Origin of the sequence: Erwinia sp. V90_4 (genome assembly GCF_029967685.1) — a bacterium.
GTDB classification, from domain to species: Bacteria; Pseudomonadota; Gammaproteobacteria; order Enterobacterales; family Enterobacteriaceae; genus Erwinia; species Erwinia aphidicola.
Genome location: NZ_JASCAQ010000043.1, coordinates 129,668 through 148,304, shown reverse-complemented (window position 1 = coordinate 148,304; position 18,637 = coordinate 129,668). Strand labels below are relative to the sequence as shown.

20 protein-coding genes are annotated in these 18,637 nt (G+C 56.3%); 4 read left to right on the top strand and 16 right to left on the bottom strand.

The genetic code is table 11. The annotated features are described in order from the left end of the window. Positions 1–47: 47 nt before the first annotated feature. Positions 48–965, top strand: a complete 918-nt coding sequence (gene lpxC, locus QLG07_RS10630) for a UDP-3-O-acyl-N-acetylglucosamine deacetylase (protein WP_048914887.1) — start codon at positions 48–50, stop codon at positions 963–965. A 59-nt stretch (positions 966–1,024) separates the two neighbouring features. On the opposite strand, the gene QLG07_RS10625 is transcribed toward lpxC, so the two are convergent. Further along, on the bottom strand, positions 1,025–1,534 hold the full coding sequence (locus QLG07_RS10625) for a DciA family protein (protein ID WP_048914888.1): 510 nt from the start codon (positions 1,532–1,534) through the stop codon (positions 1,025–1,027). A 21-nt stretch (positions 1,535–1,555) separates the two neighbouring features. Between QLG07_RS10625 and secM the strand changes: the two genes are divergently transcribed. Next, positions 1,556–2,062, top strand: coding sequence for a secA translation cis-regulator SecM (secM, locus tag QLG07_RS10620; RefSeq protein ID WP_048914889.1), 507 nt, complete (start codon positions 1,556–1,558; stop codon positions 2,060–2,062). Between the two features lie 69 nt (positions 2,063–2,131). Beyond that, positions 2,132–4,837: a preprotein translocase subunit SecA gene (gene secA, locus QLG07_RS10615; RefSeq protein WP_191149517.1), complete on the top strand. Its 2,706-nt coding sequence runs from the start codon at positions 2,132–2,134 to the stop codon at positions 4,835–4,837. A gap of 241 nt (positions 4,838–5,078) precedes the next feature. Here secA and gbpA read toward each other — a convergent pair whose 3' ends face one another. Beyond that, a complete protein-coding gene (gbpA, locus tag QLG07_RS10610; RefSeq protein ID WP_282469191.1) occupies positions 5,079–6,527 on the bottom strand; it encodes an N-acetylglucosamine-binding protein GbpA in 1,449 nt (482 codons plus the stop codon). Positions 6,528–6,758: 231 nt separating this feature from the next. On the opposite strand from gbpA, the gene gspS reads away from it, so the two are divergent. Further along, positions 6,759–7,160: a type II secretion system pilot lipoprotein GspS gene (gene gspS, locus QLG07_RS10605; protein ID WP_282469190.1), complete on the top strand. Its 402-nt coding sequence runs from the start codon at positions 6,759–6,761 to the stop codon at positions 7,158–7,160. On the opposite strand, the gene QLG07_RS10600 is transcribed toward gspS, so the two are convergent. The 14 genes from QLG07_RS10600 to QLG07_RS10535 form a co-directional block, all read right to left on the bottom strand. Beyond that, the gene (locus QLG07_RS10600; protein ID WP_282469189.1) at positions 7,134–7,910 is read right to left on the bottom strand and encodes an A24 family peptidase; all 777 of its coding nucleotides are present in this window, start codon (positions 7,908–7,910) and stop codon (positions 7,134–7,136) included. The two genes, gspS and QLG07_RS10600, sit on opposite strands and share 27 nt — an antisense overlap. After that, positions 7,900–8,340 (bottom strand): type II secretion system protein GspM, encoded by a 441-nt coding sequence (gene gspM / locus QLG07_RS10595; protein WP_282469188.1) that lies wholly within the window; start codon positions 8,338–8,340, stop codon positions 7,900–7,902. Before gspM ends, QLG07_RS10600 begins: the two co-directional genes overlap by 11 nt. After that, entirely contained in the window at positions 8,337–9,395 is a 1,059-nt protein-coding gene (gene gspL / locus QLG07_RS10590) for a type II secretion system protein GspL (protein ID WP_282469187.1), read from the bottom strand. The genes gspM and gspL overlap by 4 nt, the downstream gene beginning before the upstream one ends. Positions 9,396–9,400: 5 nt before the next feature. Further along, entirely contained in the window at positions 9,401–10,294 is an 894-nt protein-coding gene (gene gspK / locus QLG07_RS10585) for a type II secretion system minor pseudopilin GspK (protein ID WP_282469186.1), read from the bottom strand. After that, positions 10,294–10,857 (bottom strand): type II secretion system minor pseudopilin GspJ, encoded by a 564-nt coding sequence (gene gspJ, locus QLG07_RS10580; protein WP_282469185.1) that lies wholly within the window; start codon positions 10,855–10,857, stop codon positions 10,294–10,296. The genes gspK and gspJ overlap by 1 nt, the downstream gene beginning before the upstream one ends. Beyond that, on the bottom strand, positions 10,854–11,216 hold the full coding sequence (gspI, locus tag QLG07_RS10575) for a type II secretion system minor pseudopilin GspI (protein WP_282469184.1): 363 nt from the start codon (positions 11,214–11,216) through the stop codon (positions 10,854–10,856). Before gspI ends, gspJ begins: the two co-directional genes overlap by 4 nt. Continuing rightward, positions 11,213–11,698: a prepilin-type N-terminal cleavage/methylation domain-containing protein gene (locus QLG07_RS10570; RefSeq protein ID WP_099753863.1), complete on the bottom strand. Its 486-nt coding sequence runs from the start codon at positions 11,696–11,698 to the stop codon at positions 11,213–11,215. Before QLG07_RS10570 ends, gspI begins: the two co-directional genes overlap by 4 nt. Then, positions 11,698–12,138, bottom strand: coding sequence for a type II secretion system major pseudopilin GspG (gene gspG, locus QLG07_RS10565; protein WP_048914900.1), 441 nt, complete (start codon positions 12,136–12,138; stop codon positions 11,698–11,700). Before gspG ends, QLG07_RS10570 begins: the two co-directional genes overlap by 1 nt. Positions 12,139–12,144: 6 nt before the next feature. Next, positions 12,145–13,338 (bottom strand): type II secretion system inner membrane protein GspF, encoded by a 1,194-nt coding sequence (gspF, locus tag QLG07_RS10560; RefSeq protein ID WP_282469183.1) that lies wholly within the window; start codon positions 13,336–13,338, stop codon positions 12,145–12,147. A 1-nt stretch (position 13,339) separates the two neighbouring features. Continuing rightward, a complete protein-coding gene (gene gspE, locus QLG07_RS10555; protein WP_282469182.1) occupies positions 13,340–14,794 on the bottom strand; it encodes a type II secretion system ATPase GspE in 1,455 nt (484 codons plus the stop codon). Next, positions 14,791–16,686: a type II secretion system secretin GspD gene (gene gspD, locus QLG07_RS10550; protein ID WP_282469212.1), complete on the bottom strand. Its 1,896-nt coding sequence runs from the start codon at positions 16,684–16,686 to the stop codon at positions 14,791–14,793. Before gspD ends, gspE begins: the two co-directional genes overlap by 4 nt. Positions 16,687–16,750: 64 nt before the next feature. Further along, a complete protein-coding gene (locus QLG07_RS10545; protein WP_282469181.1) occupies positions 16,751–17,104 on the bottom strand; it encodes a type II secretion system protein N in 354 nt (117 codons plus the stop codon). Positions 17,105–17,272: 168 nt separating this feature from the next. Beyond that, positions 17,273–17,746: a helix-turn-helix domain-containing protein gene (locus QLG07_RS10540; protein WP_282469180.1), complete on the bottom strand. Its 474-nt coding sequence runs from the start codon at positions 17,744–17,746 to the stop codon at positions 17,273–17,275. Positions 17,747–18,084: 338 nt separating this feature from the next. Continuing rightward, entirely contained in the window at positions 18,085–18,591 is a 507-nt protein-coding gene (locus QLG07_RS10535; protein ID WP_282469179.1) for a cytochrome b/b6 domain-containing protein, read from the bottom strand. Positions 18,592–18,637: the final 46 nt, after the last annotated feature.

The window sequence follows — 18,637 nt, the reverse complement described above, 5'->3', positions numbered from 1 at the left end:
GTGAAGTAAACTGGCGGTCGGATGGCTAATTTTTGCGAGATAATGCGATGATCAAACAACGGACATTAAAACGTATTGTTCAGACGACTGGCGTCGGGTTACATACCGGCAAGAAAGTCACGCTGACGTTACGCCCTGCGCCGGCTAATACCGGGGTCATCTATCGTCGCACTGACTTGAATCCACCGGTTGATTTCCCGGCTGATGCCAAATCCGTGCGTGATACCATGCTCTGTACTTGCCTGGTTAATGAGCATGACGTACGTATTTCGACAGTCGAACACCTGAATGCAGCCCTTGCAGGCCTTGGCATTGATAATATTGTGGTGGAAGTGAACGCGCCTGAAATTCCAATTATGGATGGCAGCGCCGCACCCTTTATCTATCTGCTGATGGACGCAGGTATTGAAGAGCTGAATAGCGCTAAGAAGTTTGTGCGCATCAAACAGCCTGTCCGGGTTGAAGATGGCGACAAATGGGCTGAGTTTACGCCGTACAATGGTTTCTCACTGGATTTCACCATTGATTTTAACCACCCGGCGATTGACTCCAGCTCCCAGCGCTACCGCATGGAATTCTCTGCGGAAGCCTTCGCGCGTCAGATCAGTCGTGCTCGTACTTTCGGCTTCATGCGTGACATCGAAGCGCTGCAGTCCCGTGGCCTGTGCCTCGGCGGCAGCTTTGACTGCGCAATCGTGGTAGATGACTACCGCGTATTGAACGAAGATGGTCTGCGTTTTGAAGATGAATTTGTGCGTCATAAAATGCTCGATGCTATCGGTGACCTGTACATGTGTGGCCACAACATCATTGGTGCGTTTACCGCATTCAAATCTGGCCATGCCCTGAACAATAAGCTGTTACAGGCTGTTCTGGCTAAGCAGGAAGCATGGGAATGGGCAACGTTTGAAGACGAAGCGACACTCCCGGTGACATTCAAGGCACCAAATCTGGTTCTGGCGTAACCCAGAATCAAACGCTCCCCCAAATAATTGCAGCAGCAGCTGTAAGTATGAAGGGGGTATTAACGACTGGTTGAGCTGGTACCCTCTCCGGCCAGTGAGGCCAGTCGTTCTAATATTTTCTTCAGCTTTTCCGGGCTTTGGCTCGCGACACTCCGTAAAATCTCCGCGCTATGCTCACTCAGCTGCCTCATAGGCGGTTTCTCCGCGTCTTTCGCTCGAGTGCTGTTTTCTTGCACAGATTCCTGGCCTTTTGCCGCCAGCGATGGATTTATCCTGATGTCGATCGACGTCAATGATGGTAATATTTGCGCACGTAAAGCTGACAGCAAGCTGGACTGTTCGTAGCGTAAGCGCATCAGCCAGTTAGCATTAGCCGTTTCGATCACCAGAACGCCCTGACGAAAGTTTGCCACGCGGCACCAGGGATGCAGTTGAGCAGGAAGAATGCCCTGCACTGCACGGTTCAGTTTGTTCAGAGCAATAGCTCGCTGCTGCACGTTTTGCAGCGCGCTCTTCTCCTGAGCATGGTCGAAAAAACTCTCAATTGATTGTGGGCGACTATCGCGCATAGCAAGCTCCGGCGGAACACAGTGATCGGTATTCTTAATCGTTGGCGACAATTTGGCAGACGCTATTTCTGGCCGCATCTCCTGTTGGGGATGGTCGCGGCGAGTCTTGGCCTGCCGCACGCGTCAGCGCACGATCGCCCTACCTTAGCAGAAACCTCGTCGCGAAGCCTGAATATTGGCACGGCGGTGCGTTTTGAGAGCCTGGCGCTGCTGGAGAGCGCGCGTCGCCCTTCATTCAGCGTAGATTACTGGCATCAGCACGCGATCCGCACGGTTATCCGCCACCTGTCATTTACGCTTACGCCTTCGGTTTCCCCGGTAGCGGAAGAGACCCAGCCGCTTGAAGCCCATAAGCTGGCGCTGCTCGACACCCTTAACGCGCTGCTGACCCATGAAGCGAAACCGCCGGTCATCATTCGCACGACGGCCCAACGTCAGGTTGAAGCCGTTCCCCGCCATCAAACCGGCCTGTGGCTGGCACAGGTTCACGGCATTCGCGCCGGACCGCTATCTGCACTTAATTCATAACAACCAATCTGTTTAAAATTAAACGTTAAGTGTCCATCGTGAACGCGGTGGCTGAGAGAATTATTTACTATGTTAATCAAATTATTAACCAAAGTTTTTGGTAGCAGTAACGACCGCACGCTGCGTCGTATGCGCAAAGCGGTAGACCTGATCAACAAGATGGAACCCGATTTCGTTAAGCTGTCTGACGACGAGCTGAAAGCGAAAACCGTTGAGTTCCGCGCACGCCTGGAGAAAGGCGAAGAGCTGGAAAACCTGATCCCGGAAGCGTTCGCCACCGTTCGTGAAGCGAGTAAACGCGTATTCGGCATGCGCCACTTTGACGTGCAGCTGCTGGGCGGTATGGTACTGAACGATCGCTGCATCGCCGAGATGCGTACCGGTGAAGGTAAAACCCTGACGGCAACGCTGCCAGCCTACCTTAATGCGCTGAGCGGTAAAGGCGTCCACGTGGTTACCGTGAATGACTACCTGGCCCAGCGTGACGCCGAAAACAACCGTGCGCTGTTTGAATTCCTTGGTCTGAGCATTGGTATCAATCTGCCAGGCATGCCGGCTCCGGCCAAGCGTGCCGCCTATGCCGCCGATATCACCTACGGCACCAACAACGAATACGGTTTTGACTACCTGCGCGACAACATGGCGTTTAGCCCGGAAGACCGCGTGCAGCGCAAGCTTAACTACGCGCTGGTGGATGAGGTTGACTCCATTCTGATCGATGAAGCGCGTACGCCGCTGATCATCTCCGGCCCGGCGGAAGACAGTTCCGAGCTGTATATTCAGGTGAACAAAATCATTCCGCGCCTGATCCGTCAGGAGAAAGAGGATTCCGACACCTTCCAGGGCGAAGGGCACTTCTCCGTTGATGAGAAAGCGCGCCAGGTTCACCTGACCGAACGTGGTCTGGTCGCCGTTGAAGAGTTGATGGTCAGCGAAGGCATTATGCAAGAGGGCGAATCCCTCTACTCGCCGGGCAACATCATGATGATGCACCACGTCACCGCCGCACTGCGCGCGCACGTGCTGTTTACCCGCGACGTTGACTACATCGTTAAAGATGGCGAAGTGATTATCGTTGATGAGCACACCGGTCGTACCATGCAGGGGCGTCGCTGGTCTGACGGCCTGCATCAGGCGGTGGAAGCCAAAGAGGGTGTGGAAATTCAGAACGAGAACCAGACGCTGGCCTCGATCACCTTCCAGAACTACTTCCGTCTGTATAACAAACTGGCCGGGATGACCGGTACCGCCGATACCGAAGCGTTTGAATTCAGCTCAATCTACAAGCTGGATACCATTGTCGTGCCGACTAACCGCCCAATGGTGCGTAAGGATCTGCCGGATCTGGTCTACATGACCGAAATGGAGAAGATCGGCGCGATCATCGAAGATATCCGCGAGCGTACCGCTAACGGTCAGCCGGTGCTGGTCGGTACTATTTCGATTGAAAAATCAGAAGTGGTGTCCCATGAGCTGAACAAAGCGGGCATCAAACACGAAGTGCTTAACGCCAAATTCCACGCCCGCGAAGCGGATATCGTGGCGCAGGCGGGTCAGCCTTCAGCCGTGACCATCGCGACCAACATGGCGGGTCGTGGTACCGACATCGTACTGGGCGGCAGCTGGCAGGCAGAGATTGCCGCGCTTGAAAATCCAACCGAAGAGCAGATCGAAGCCATCAAGAGCGCGTGGAAAGTTCGCCACGACGCGGTGCTGGCTTCAGGCGGTCTGCATATCATTGGTACCGAACGTCATGAGTCGCGCCGTATCGATAACCAGCTGCGCGGTCGTTCTGGTCGTCAGGGCGACAACGGTTCATCCCGTTTCTACCTGTCGATGGAAGATGCCCTGATGCGTATTTTTGCCTCGGATCGCGTGACCAACATGATGCGTAAACTGGGGATGAAACCCGGCGAAGCGATTGAGCACCCGTGGGTGACTAAAGCGATTGCTAACGCCCAGCGCAAAGTGGAAAGCCGCAACTTTGACATCCGTAAGCAGCTGCTGGAGTACGATGACGTTGCCAGCGATCAGCGCCGTGCCATCTACACCCAGCGTAACGAACTGCTCGACGTCTCTGACGTGTCAGAAACTATCGCCAGCATTCGTGAAGACGTGTTCAAAGCCACCATTGATGGCTATATCCCACCGCAGTCTCTGGAAGAGATGTGGGATGTTGCTGGCCTGCAGGAGCGCCTGAGCAACGACTTCGACCTCAATCTGCCGATTGCCGAGTGGCTGGATAAAGAGCCGGATCTGCATGAAGAGACGCTGCGTGAGCGCATCATGGAAGAGGCGAGAACCCAGTATCAGCGCAAAGAAGAAGTGGTTGGCGTGGAGATGATGCGCAACTTCGAAAAAGGCGTGATGCTGCAAACGCTGGACTCGCTGTGGAAAGAGCACCTGGCGGCGATGGATTATCTGCGTCAGGGTATCCATCTGCGTGGCTACGCGCAGAAAGATCCCAAGCAGGAGTACAAGCGTGAGTCCTTCGCGATGTTCGCCGCCATGCTGGAGTCGCTGAAATACGAAGTGATCAGCACCCTGAGCAAAGTTCAGGTGCGCATGCCGGAAGAGATTGAGCAAATGGAAGAGCAGCGCCGTCAGGAAGCTGAACATCTGGCGCAGCAGCAGCAGCTGAGCCACGCTGATGCCGACACGGAAGCCGCGCAGTCACTCTCTGAGCAGACTGGCGAGCGTAAAGTGGGGCGTAATGACCTGTGCCCATGCGGTTCCGGTAAGAAATATAAGCAGTGTCACGGCCGTCTGGCTTAACCCAGCAGCACGGTAACATCGAGAGGCGGCGATGCCGACCTGATGTCAGCCAGTGAAGCGAATAAAATTGCCGCAGCGGATAACGCTGCGGCTTTTTTTTTGCCGCGACTGAGGCAGGGCTCCGCCCCATCTGCCCCCGCGCTATTGCGGCGGCCGGAAGGAATAAAAAAACGCCCCCGGCCATTCAGGCCGGGGGCGTCAGGGTATTAAACACCTGCTTTCTGCTACATGGATTCAGGTATTAGTGCTTATGAGACTTAGCCGCAGTGCCCACTTCGCTCCACGCATCTTTCCAGTAGCCGCCAACGCCCGGCTCGTAGTGGTTAGCGCTGGCAGCGTAGATGGTGCACCAGCCGCTGGTCTGGCCTTTATTACACTCATACACTTTGCCATCTTTTGGCTGCAGAACTTTAGTACCGCCTACGTACTGCTTGATGTTTTCCGGGTAGGTGAACTGATAATCACCGCCGCCAGCCGCTTCGCTCAGGGTCAGATCGAAGCTCTGCTGCAGCATCTGCTGATCGCGGGTGATACCCACTACGGTCAGAGTGTAGTTGCCTGGCTTCAGGTTCTTATTTTGCAGCGCCACGTTAACGCTACCGTCTTTCACCGTTTCGCTGCCAAAGCCGAGCAGGGTGTTATGTTTATCGAACAGCTTGGCGTTAATCACCATCTCACCGGTCACGTTAGCGGTCAGCTCAATAGGTGCGTGGCCATCGGTAATGGTGTACTGATTTTTTACCCCGCCGATCTCCATCACCGGTTTAACTTCTTCGTGCGTGTCCAGCTCAATTTCCACGCGCGTCAGGCCGCTGCCATCGCGGGTATAAATGGTGTTCATCCCCTCAACCGGGTTAACTTCGCCCTGGTTATTTTTCTGGCCGGCGCGCAGGTCAGGCTGTAGCTCATTAATACGTGCAGCCAGTGCTTTTGACCAGATGTTGATATCGCCTTCGGCGTCGCTGTTAATGTTGAGCGTGGTGCTCAGTTCAGGGCGCTCATCTGGACCAAACACGCGGGTTTTCACGCTATCACCCGCTTTCAGTGCGACTTTCGGCGAGATGGAACCGATGGTTTTTTTCCACTCGGAAGGAACAGTGTCTTCAAACTCGACGTCGATCATCTTATAGAAGGTGTTATCGGTGTTAGACACTTCCCAGTTGGCATAAATAACATGGTAACCGCTGCGCTCCGGGATAGTACAGCTGTGGGTAATATCAGCAGGCGGAACAATCTCTTTACCGTCATGCACGCAGAACGGCGTTAATTCAAACGAGTCGCGCGTCAGGACTTTATTAGGGTTCCAGTCTGGCTTGGTGATAAAGTATTTCCAGTTCTGCGTGGCGTGCACGGCAGTGAAATGCCATGAGAAGTTATGCTCACCCGCCTGAATTTTATTTTTTGCCCAGCGTTCGCTGGTCTGCTCATTCAGCCTGGCTGCCAGGGTTTCACTGTTACTATTGTTACCGCTGGCCAGCTTGCCATCCGGTGGCGTGCCCGCACCCGGGAAGCCCTTATGAGATTCACCCACGCTCTGCGGCTCGTAGGCGGCATTGCCGCAGTCGGTGTTCACCCCTTTCTGGCACAGCAGGTCGCGTGAAGGCGGCTCGGTGACATAACCGTGGGCCAAAGCGCCACCGCTGACTAATAGTGAAGATAATGCCAGGGCGACTTTGTTCAATTTCATCATTTTATCGATTCCATAATTCCAGATATAAAGTGGATACCTGCCACATGTCAGGTGCTCGTAGCCTAGGGAAAAAATGCTGGCGGGGTTACTTATTGAAACTTAAACAGCGTTAATGCTGCTGGCGGGGGATGCCTTAAGGCTGAAAACGGCTTAAATGATCTTAGCGAAACAGAGAGGTGAAACAGGGGATGTATAATTCCCCCCCTTTATGTCTCACAAAAGATGACCTTAATGATGAAGATAGTGTTACCCGCTCTGCTAATCAGCACGCTGGCGCTCAGCGCCTGCCAGCATCACCAGCCTGCGGCAGCCGTGCCGGTTGCCAGCCAGCTGTCTCAGCTCTCTGCCGTTGTGGCTTCCGCCAGCTGGCTGCGGCAAAACTGCAACCGTAGCGATATTCCGGCGGACGATCGCCTGGCCGCCAGCGCGCTCTCGCTGGCCGCAGAGCGGGGATGGGCGACGCCGCCAGACTTTCGCCAGCAGCTGGCGGCGCAGGTTGCCAGCCGCATGAGCGCGCTGGATGCGGATGCTCCCACGCTGGCAGACAAATGTGCGGCGCTGAACCAGTCCAGCGCGCCCTTTATTCACTTTACTCAGAAAAAACAGTCAGCGGTTGCCGCTCAGCCACAGTAACCAGCCGGCAACGGCCAGAAAAGGGCCAAACGGCAAGGCGGCGCTGAGGGGGCGCTGCCACAGCAGGCGCGCCATCAGCGCCCAGCCAATCCCGCCAATCGAAGCCAGCAGCAGCAGCTGGGGCAACGGTTGCCATCCCAGCCACGCACCCAGCGCCGCCAGCAGCTTGGCATCCCCCAAACCCAACGCCTCTTTCCCGCGCAGCCAGTACCAGCCATGTGCCAGCAGCGCCAGCACGCTATAGCCCATAATGGCCCCGGCAACGCTGGCGTGAAGCGTAACGGCGGGCAGCCACGCCAGCAGGTTTGCCAGCAGGCCAAGCCACAGCAATCCCAGCGTCAGCAGATCGGGCAGTAGCTGATGTTCCGCATCAATCACCATTAGCGGCAGCAGCAGCCAGCTTAGCAGCAGCGCCGCCAGCAGCAGCGGGCCACAGGGGAAGATGGCGCTGACCGCCAGCGTCAGTAGCAGGGTGACCCCCTCCATCAGCGGATAGCGCACGGCAATCCGCTGCCGGCAATGACGGCAGCGGCCCTGTAGCCGCAACCAGCTGATGAGGGGAATATTGTCGTGCCACTTCAGCGGCGTTTGACACTGTGGGCAGTGTGAGGCGGGTAGCCACAGGCTGAAACCTGCGGGTGCCTGCGCGGTGATCATCAGCGGCAGTCGCCAGCAGACGACATTCAGCAGGCTACCTACCGTCAGACCCAGCGCGGCCAGCAGCAGCCAGTAAGCGGCATCAGCGAACATCGTTCAGCTCCAGCAGCGTCAGGCGCAGCCGTGTTTCCTGCCGTTCCAGCCGCAGGCGGGTAGCCTGCAGGCGCTGCTGCTGCTCCAGCGATATCAACATGTTAATCAGCGGCTTAAACTCCACGGAATCGGCACTGGCAATCAGTGCGCCATCTGCCGCCGGCTGCAGCGACAGGCCGGTGAGCTGATTAAGGGTGGCAATGTCGGGCCGTGCGGGTAATACCGCCTGCATACGCGCCTCAAGCTGCTGCATCTGCTGCCATGCCCGCTGCTGCTGTTGCAGGCGTGCTGCTGCCTGCTGCTGCCACGCAACGGCACCCTGCCGGGCGCTGTAAAGCAGGGCAACGCAGGCCACGACCAGGCACAGCAGCAGCAGGGCCTGCTCGCGCGGCTGTCGAGACTGCCAGAAATGGTGTACGCGTTGCTTCATGGTTTCCTTCCTATAATCAGCTCGTTACGTTCCTGCAGATTGACAGTGATACCCGCGGGTGCAGCCTGCAGGGCTGTCGCTGCCAGCGGTGTGGCGAAGTGTAAGTGCAACTGCTGGCGTGCTGCATCCCATTCCAGCCGCTGCAGGGCAGTTGTATCCAGATTTGCGAGCAGTGCCTGAGATGCCGTCATCAGCGACAACAGCCCTGAGGTGGAAGGGGCGGCTTCCAGCCGCTGCAGCTGGTGGCGAAATGCTGCGCCCGCATCGGTCGGCGACTGTCCGTTAAAATAGTGCTGGTAACGCTGCAGCACCTGCTGGTTTATCTGCCCGGCTGCGCGGTTTAACTGCCAGCCCTGCCACAGCGGTACGGCAGGCAGGGCCGCAAGCGAAAGCAGCAGCGCGGCAGCCAGGCAGTGTAGGCTTTTACCCCAGCGGATGGCCGGAGAAAATGCGCCATGTAGCAGAGAAAAGCAGGGTGGTTTAGCGGGCAGCGCTGGCCACGCCACCTGGGGTAAACCCGCCAGCGTAGGGTCAAGCGTCTGCAAATGCGCGACATCGGCAGAGGGCAGGCTGACGCCAGCGAAGGGCGCATGATGTGCCAGCCACTGTTCGCCAGCCAGGCTGGCATGCCCCTGTGGCAGGCACATGATGTCCGGCAGCGCGTAACTTACCCTGAGGCCACTTTGTGCGATGTGCGCCAGCGTGGTACGTAACCACTCTGCGTCAATGGCCACCAGATACTGCTGCCCGGCCTCTTTTGCCAGCACGGTGATATGCAAGGCTTCGATGTCGCCCAGCGCAAACCCCTCCAGCTGCCAGCGCAGGGCCTGCGGCGAGATCCTGCCGCCGCCGCCGCTGGCGGTATAAAACAGACAGCGTTCCGAGGGGACCGCAAGCCACACCTGGTCGCCCTCAAGCGCCGGGCAAGGGGCATCCTCCACGCCCGTGCTGCATTCGCCAGAGGCGGAGCGATAGTGCCAGTGCCGCTGGTTTCGCCCGGCACCGCTGAAATAAAGACAAAGTAATCCGCTTTGCCTGCGTGCAAATGTGATCATGTCGTTCACTCACTTAATCCATAAAGCCGGGCAGTGACCCGATAGCTTTCATCCTGCTGTTCAACCCGGCTACGTAATGCGCTAAAAATTGTCGGATGATCGCCCCAAATCAGCAGTTCAAAGTAGCGGCTCTCGGTTACCACCACGCTTTGCAGAGTGGCGATAGCAGGTTCGAGCGTCCGGCTGTTTATGCCGCTAACCAGAGCATGAATGTCTTTCCACCCCTCAGGTGGACGGGCATCAAGCAGCGATTGCAGCTGCGTGGAGGAGAGCTGCCCGGCAAACAGCGCGCTGAATAACGGCATCTGGCGTGCAGTCAGGCCATTCACGTTGATGTTGAGGCGGGTTTCCGGCGTCACGCACAGCAGCGGCTGCAGTTTTTGCCACAGGGTGGGGGTGACCGCAGGCAGCGTTCTCAGCTGGCTGACTTCATCAAACAGCCGCCATTTGTTGACCTGCGGGTCGGGTTTAACCGAGGCAATAAGCTGCTGCATCAGGCGGTCGGCTTCCTCTTTCTTCAGGCCAAGCTGGCCCAGCATGCGCAGAAAAAGCTGGCGCGCGAGGGAGGGGGAAGCAGGCTGCTGGTCTTCCGCCACCCTCTGCATCAGCAGCGCATTCAAATTGAAACAGGCCTGACGATCGCGCAGCCTGAAGTGCAGCAGCTGTTCACCAAACTGCTGCTGGCGCACCGCGTTAAACGGCTGCTGCAGCGGCTGAGTGGTGAGAAACCACTGCTCTGCACCCAGCAGATCCCACTTCGCCTGCAGCATAGCCTGCCGGTTGCCCGCCTGGGCCACAGCCAGGTTGCCATACTGATTGCTGGTGGTTGCCAGCAGCGCCATCATGGCGATCATTAGCAGAACCACCAGCAGCGCCATTCCGCGCTGTTGCCGCTGCATTACTGCCCACCGCTTAGCAGAATGATGGTAGAAAGCTGGCCGTAATCCGGGGTGTGCAGCGTGACCTCTATCGCCTCGGGCAGGCTAAACGCTGCGGGCCAGCCAGCCTGCCAGCTCCCCGCCGACCAGAAGCGTAGCTGCACCCGATCGATCCGCTGAAAGCGGGCTGTGATCTCATTCGACTCAAGATTTTCACGCTGCAGGCCGCTATCAGCCAGCCGCCAGCGCACCCTCTGTAATGAGGATCGTGGTGCGATGCTGGCGGGAAGGGTGCTGTTACGCCGGGTAAACTGCAGCAGCGCAGCCGGCGTATTACTGATAAATGCCGGGTGCGCGTGAGAGCGCTTTTCATCCTGTGACGGGATCATTGCCTGTGAGAGATCGCGATCGAGCAGTGCAAACAGGCGGCCAATCTCTTCCCGCCTGGTGACGTTCTGGCGGATCTGTTCGTCGCTGCGCATAACCGCCTGCAGGATCTGATAGCCCGTCAGGCTGAGAATGGCAAAAATTGCCAGCGCCAGCATCATTTCAATCAGGGTAAACCCCTGCTGACCGCGCATCATGATTTGCCCTGCCAGCCGTGCAGCGTAGCCAGTGCGGCCTGCTGAGAAGGGTCGAGACGCACCTCAATTTCCAGCGCCCTGATTTGCGCATGACGGGTGCTGACGCCGCGCCAGCGCCAGTACCAGCGCCGCTGCGCCATCGACGTGTTGCCATACTGCCAGCTTTGCGGCGGCCAGACCTGCTGCAGCTGTAGCTGTGCGAGTTGATTATCCGCCACCATATAAGCGAACTGTTTCTCCTCCAGCCGCGACAGATTACGTACCTGCTCACCGCTGGTTTTCATCAGTGCCAGACCGGCAATCGCCAGCAGCGCCAGCGCGACCATCACCTCCAGCAGCGTCATCCCCCGTTGCTTCATGGTGACTCCGATAACACAGCCTCACCGCTGCGCGCGGTGATGCGGGTGGCGCGCAGCCCAGGGCTGCTAATCCGTAAAGTAAAAGCGGGTTGGCTGCCATCCGCCAGAAACAGCAGCGATGCTGGCAGCGGCACCGTTCTGCCCTCCACGATTAAACTCAGCTGCCCGGGCTCAGGCAGGTCGAGCTGCCCCAGGCGCGTGCCAAGTGGCTGCCAGTGGTGTCCCGGAAACGGCGTTTCGCCCTCAGAGTGGCCAGCCGCCAGGCGGAAAAGCGTGGCCTGCTGCTGGCTCACCTGAAGCCGTATCACTCCACCATCGAGCTGCGGCTGGCCAATCGCCTGGCGAATCATCACCAGCAGTTTCTCCGCCTGGGGTCTGGTGCTGGCCGCAGGCAGGGTGGCGATGGTTCCCAGGGCAATAATGCTTAATAGCAGCAGCACCATCATCATTTCCAGCAGCGTAAATCCGTTCTGGCGCGGCATCAGTCGCTTGCGGTCTGCCAGTTGGTAATATCGTCCTCAGTGCCGGCGACCCCATCCGCCCCCGCAGAGAAAATATCTACGCTGCTCTGTTTCCCAGGGCTTACCAGCTGGTAATCATTGCCCCACGGGTCCTGCGGCAGGCGGCGAATATAGCCATCGCTGCGGTAATTCTGCGGAACGGGCGGCAGGGCTGGTTTACTCACCAGCGCTTTCAGCCCCTGCTCGCTGCTGGGGTAGCGGCTGTTGTCCAGCCGGTACATATCCAGCGCATTTTCCAGCGTCACGATATCGCTGATGGCTTTCTGACGATCGGCACGATCTTTATTGCCCATCAGACTGGGGATCACCAGGCTGGCAAGAATGCCGAGTATCACGATCACCACCATCATTTCGAGCAGGGTGAAGCCCCGCTGCCTCTGTTGATTAACGCCTTGTTCCATAATGATTTATCCTACCAGGTTGTTGAGTTGTAAAATGGGTTGCAGGATCGCCAGCACGATAAACAGCACCACGGCGGCCATCACCACCACCAGCAGCGGTTCGAACAGGCTGACCGCCAGCGTCATCTGGCTGAGAAACGCGCTGTCCTGCATATCTGCGCAGCGCGCCAGCATGCTGTCCAGCTCGCCGCTGCTTTCTCCACTGGCGACCATATGACGCATCATTGGTGACAGTAGCTGCGTCTGTTCAAGCGCCAGCGTCAGGCTGCTGCCTTCGCGTACCTGCGTGGCGGCCTGTTCAAGCTGCTGGCGAATAAACTGATTGGTTAGCACTGTGGCACCGATGCTCATCCCCTCCAGCAGCGGCACGGCGCTGTTGCTGAGAATGCTGAGGGTGCGCGCATAGCGGGCGAGGTTGAGATTGAGAACAATGCGTCCCACTATCGGCAGCCGCAGTGTCGCCTGATGCCAGCGCAGGCGGTGTCGTGGCTGGCGCAGCAGCAGATGGGCAGCGCCAGCCGCCAGCAGAAGCAGCACCAGCAGTGGAAATCCAGTGCGACGCACCAGATCGCTGAGCGCCATCAGCAGGCGGGTCGACAGCGGGAGCGCCTGCTTCATGTGCACAAACTGTTCCACCACGGTAGGAACCACGGCGGCCAGCAGCACAGAGATTACGCCAATAGCCACCAGCGTCAGCAGCAGGGGATAGATCAGTACCTGAGTCAGCTTACTTTTGAGCTGCGCACTCTTTTCGCTGTAGTCTGCCAGCTGCTCCAGCACGCTATCGAGCTTGCCCGAGGCTTCGCCGGCAGCGATCATCGCCTGATAGAGTGGGGGAAAGATGGCGGGGTAGAGCGCGACCGCGTACGCCAGCGTCGCCCCCTCCAGCACCTTCTGGCGCAGGGTATGCAGCATGGCGCGGCCCGCAGGGCGGGTGGTCTGATTTTCCAGGGCCAGCAGCGCCTGTTCCAGCGGCAGTGCGGCAGCGACCAGCGTGGCCAGCTGGCGTATCAGCAGCACGCGTTCCCCGGCGGAGAGCGCGCTGCGTTGGAGGCTGAGGCCGGCCCGCTGTACACGCAACTGCAACGGCTGCAGCTGCTGTTCGCGCAGCCGCTGGCGTGCCAGCTGCGCAGTGTCGGCTTCCAGCTCCCCGCGCACGCGCTGTCCCTGGCGGTTGACGGCCTGATAACGAAAACGCATCTTAGCTTTCATTCCTTGTCACGCGCAGGATCTCTTCCAGCGTGGTGACCCCCTCCTGCGCTTTTTGCAGTCCATCCTGCTGCAGGTTCTGATAGTCAGCGCTGACCAGTTGATGCAGCGGCTGCTCGCTATGCGGGTGGCTTATCGCCCGACGCAGGCTGTCATCAATGATTAACAGTTCGTGAATGCCGATACGGCCACGATAGCCGCTGTGATGGCAGCGTTCGCAGCCCACCGCCTGCCAGAGCGTCAGCCCGCGGGAGGCGGAGGGGAAGTAGCTGAGCTGGGCCGCCGTCGCCGCCACCGGCTGGCGACAGGCCTGGCAGAGCCGGCGTACCAGGCGCTGAGAAAGCACACCCAGCAGCGAGCTGGCCAGGAGAAAGGGTTCAACGCCCATATCTCGCAGGCGTTCAATGGCGCCAAGCGCACTGTTGGTGTGTAGCGTTGACAACACCAGATGGCCGGTCAGCGAGGCCTGCACGGCAATCTGCGCGGTTTCGCTATCGCGGATCTCACCGATCATCACCACGTCGGGATCCTGACGCAGGATCGCCCGCAGCCCGCGCGCAAAGGTCATATCGATTTTGCTATTAACCTGAGTCTGCCCGATCCCTTCCAGCTCGTACTCGACCGGATCCTCAATGGTCATAATATTTTTATCATCGCCGTGGATCAGCTTCAGTCCGGCGTACAGCGTGGTGCTTTTACCTGAACCCGTAGGCCCGGTAACCAGTAAAATGCCGTGCGGGCTGTGCAGCAGACGGGCCATTTCCCGCTGCGCTGCAGCCGTCATGCCAATCGCCGCCAGACTCAGCGTCAGCCCATTTTTATCCAGCACGCGCAGTACAATACGTTCGCCATGCTGGGCGGGCAGGGTTGAGACGCGGACATCGATATTTCGCCCGCCGAGGCGCAGCGAAATACGGCCATCCTGCGGCACCCGCTTTTCGGCAATATCCAGCCGGGCCATCACTTTAATGCGCGACAGCAGATAGCGGCTGAGCTGCACCGGTGGCGTTAAAACCGGGCGCAGCATGCCATCAATGCGAAAGCGTACCGACAATACTTTTTCAAACGGCTCAATATGAATATCGGAAGCCCCCTGCTTGATCGCCTCGGTGAGAATGGCATTGATCAGGCGGATCACCGGCGCACCGTCATCGCTGTCCAGCAGATCGTTATCCTCCGGCAGGTGCTGGACCGCCTGATCGAGGTCAAACTCACTGCCCAGTGATTCAAACAGCTCGGCAGAGCGGCTGTTCTGCTGGTAAACCTCCGCCATTTTCTCACTGAAGGCGACCTCATCAAGCGGCATCAGCGAGCTTTGCGGCAGATAGCGCCGTGCTTCGAACAGCGCGGATGTGCTGCTTTTGGGATGAAAGCACAGGGTCGCGTCAGGCAGCAGCAGCACCTGGTACTGCTGTACCCAGTTAAACGGCAACAGCGGCTGAGTCATGATGCATCCGCCCGCCAGAAGGTCGCGACATCCTGCTGCAGCTGCTGGAGCGCGTGGTTACTCTGGCGCACGTTAAGCTGCTGCTTCAGCGCTTTCTTGAGCGGCAGGTCTTCATTACCCTCATCAAGCTGCTGACGAAAGGTGTTCAGCTTATCTGCGCTGGTGCGGTCAAAGGCGTGCTGCTGACGAATGATGGTGGGGCGAATAAACAGCATCAGATTACGCTTGCTCTGCTTGTCGGAGCTGTAGCGAAACAGATGACCAATCAGTGGGATATCACCCAGTAACGGTACGCGACTTTCGCTACGGTTGTGTGCAGTATCGAGCAGGCCGCCGACCACGACGGTATTACCGCTGTCCACCAGCACCGCGTTTTTGACCATGCGCGTATTAAACGTCATGCCAAGCGGGTCACCGCTGCTTTGATCGGCCACGCTGGAAACCTCCTGCTCGATCTCCATCAGCACCGAATCGCCTTTGTTAATCTGCGGCTTCACCTTCAGCTTGATGCCGACACTTTTGCGCGCCACCGAGTTGAATACCCCGTCGCCGCTGGTGGTTTGTGAACCGGTGAGAATGGGGACATCCTGACCGACGGTGAATTCGGCTTCCATATTATCCAGCGTCACAATGCTGGGGGTGGCGAGAATATTATTCTGTCCATTGGTTTGCAGGGCGCTGAACAGCCCGGCCCAGTTACCACGATAAAACCCGGCGGCCAGCCCGCTGGTCTTGCTTAGGGCACTGGCGAACCCTTTATCCGGCAGCGTGGTAATAGGGGCATCAGTGCCCGGGAACTGCGTGCCGCCAGCGTGACGGTTAAACCACTGTACGCCCAGCGCCAGGCCATCGGCGTCCTGCACCTCTACAATAATCGCTTCCACCTGAACCTGCGGGCGACTGATGTCCAGCCGTTTGATAATCTCTTCAAGGTCATCCATCACGTCAGGTGGTGCGTTGATAATCAGGGAGTTCGTGTGCGCATCGGCTTTCACCACAATATCTTTCATCATGGTGACGCCGCTGGCGGCCTTACCTTCGGCTTTGTCCTGCAGCGAACCGCTGACGCCGGTCAAAACGTCCAGCAGATTGTCAGCCTTGGCGTGCTGCAGATAAAACACGCGCGAGTTGCTGTGGCTGTCATTCTTCGTATCCAGATCGTGCGCCGCATCTATCATCTGCTGACGCGCCTGCTCCTCGCCGGTAATTAACACGGCGTTGGTCCGGGTATCTGCCACTGCTTTGGCGCGCAGTTTGCTGCTGCTACCGGGCTGAGTGCTGTTATTCAATTGATTAAGGATTTCGGCAACCTGCGCGGCAGAAGCCCAGCGCAGTTTGACACTATCAACACTGTTGTCTTCCGGCTGGTCAATACTCTCAACTATGGCTGCCAGCTGCTGGATGACGGCGGCTCTGCCGGTCATCAGCAGCACGTTTGAAGGGTCGTAATGCACGACGCTGCCAGCTGCAGCGTCATTGAGCTGGCGCAGCAGCGGGGCCAGCTCTTTGGCGGTAATATAATGCAGCGGAACCACGCGGCTGATCATTTCATCCCCGCTGGCCTGACCATCAGCGGAGACCAGTGGGACTGCGGCACCTTTGGCATTTTTCGCCGGAATAACCTTCACCACGCCATTGTCCATGCTGATGGCGGCAAAGCCATGCACGTCGAGCACGCTGAGGAAAAACTGGTAATACTGCTGGTCATTCAGCGTTTCGTAACTGCGTACGCTGATTTTCCCTTTTACCGTCGGCTCAATGATGATGGTTTTGTTCAACGCCTTACTGACCGTAGTAATAAACTCGTCAATATCGGTATTTTTGAAATTTGCCTGATAACCCTGCGCATGGGCGCTAAGGGAAAGCAGAAAGCCAGCCAGTAACAGCAGCATGCTGCGGGCCGACCGACGACATTGGGAGAAAATCATCTGCATAAATGTTCCAGAGTAAAGCGACTCATTTGATATAAAAGGCTTCATAGCGACCGTTATGGCGAATAACCACGCGGTCGGGGAAAATGCGAACCACTGAGGCTTGGGTGCCCGGTAACTGCTCTGTGATGCTTACCACCCGCTGCTCATTGCCGTGCTGGAAGACGGCCATCGAGAGCCGGGCATCGCTGTTGCTAAGTAATCCGCTTAATCTGAACGGCAGGGTACTTTGCACGGCGTGCTCGATTTGCTGGTCTTCATCCCCCACCGGCGTGGCAGCCGTGCTGGCCTGGGTGGCGAACCACTCAAGTGCCTGCAGCGTCGCATAAGGTTGTGCTGGCAGCAGCGGCAGTGGGGCCGGCTCATTACGCTGCGCCACGGATGAAGGCTTGCCTTCATAGTGAAACGCAGCGGTGAAAGAGGTCAGCGGTAATAGCAGGCTAAAAATAATTATCCTGCCTGGTGTTAATACTCGACGACCCCAAAAAAGAAGATCCTGACCAACTGGCAATATCATGATTAACCGTGTCAAACCTTAATGATTAAATTAGCGGATAGCATTTAAAAACCACTGGCGTAGGGAAGGTCGATTAAGCTTATCTATTTTTTCTACGGTTTTTGCAGTACTGTTTTCGCGAAAATCATTGCGCCTGGATTCTGCTTCGATCTTCATCAATAAAGGTTTGTTAAGCTTTAATCCATAGTAAGGGACGGTGATCAAAATATCTCCCGGCAGCTGATGGCGTTGCAGCTGCGCCCGTAGTTGAAAAACTAACTGGTGATAGTTATTATCCCGAATGTATTGATGGTTCTCGTACCAGACGATATTGATGATTTCTCTTTTGTTATTGATGTTGGTTAACAGACAGATTAACAACCGCTTTTGCGTTTCACTTAACGGGATGCTGAGCTTTCTGCTGAGAACATTAAGCGTATTGAGCTGGCAATCCACCGTTAAAACGTTACCGAAATGAATGTGATCAATATCGAGAATCTTTTCGCATTGCTGAACACTTAGCATTGTAGATATTCCTTGGTAATTTCCACGTCACCTGATTTTTTTAGTAGATCTGACCAGGGCAAATGTTCATGCAAAATGTTCTGATTAACAGACACTTTGATGTTGAAATGCAATTGACCTGAATCGCCATCTGAATTGAAGGATATAGATAACTCTCATCACCCTGCAATACAAGCTGTAGAGGTTAATTTGTAAAGTTATCTATCTGTATGTTTTATATGGTTTTTGTGTATTTTATTAATGAATTAATTAAAGTTTAAAACTCATTATTACCTTGCGCAAAGGCCTTTTTTTCATTATGTTTTTCTATGAAATCTATGAGGATGCCAGAGAGTACGCTACCAACTCATTTTCCTCAGGATAGGGTTGCCTGCAAGGTGGTGAAAAAAAACAGCCAGTACATGCATAACAATCAGTATAGACAGCGTCACGCAGGAGATAATATGCAGCTGATGAAATGCACTGGTCAGAGCTCCGCCCTCAAGCGGATGGGGAAGTTGGACCAAATTAAATATATTGATATCCCTTTCCATCATCATCACGCCAGTAAAAAGCACCAATGTGGTATTGATATAGATAATGATATGCACTGCATTGGCTAAAGCATGGTTGCCGGCTTTACTTTTAATATTGGCTGGCTTCCCCGCTTTGATCGCGTAAAATATACGAAGAGCAAAGAAAGGAATAAACAGTGCTGTCACGGATACATTGATAAATCCTACAAACTCTTTTACGTGCCCTGAAGTATTCCCTAAGGAAATATAAAAGCCACTTGCCATCGCCCATATAATAACGATGGCGGAAATCCAGTGTAATAAAACTTGCATCGTTGAGTACTTAGTCATTGTTTTTCCTTCTGCTATGATGTTCAGCATCATTCATTTTACTGAT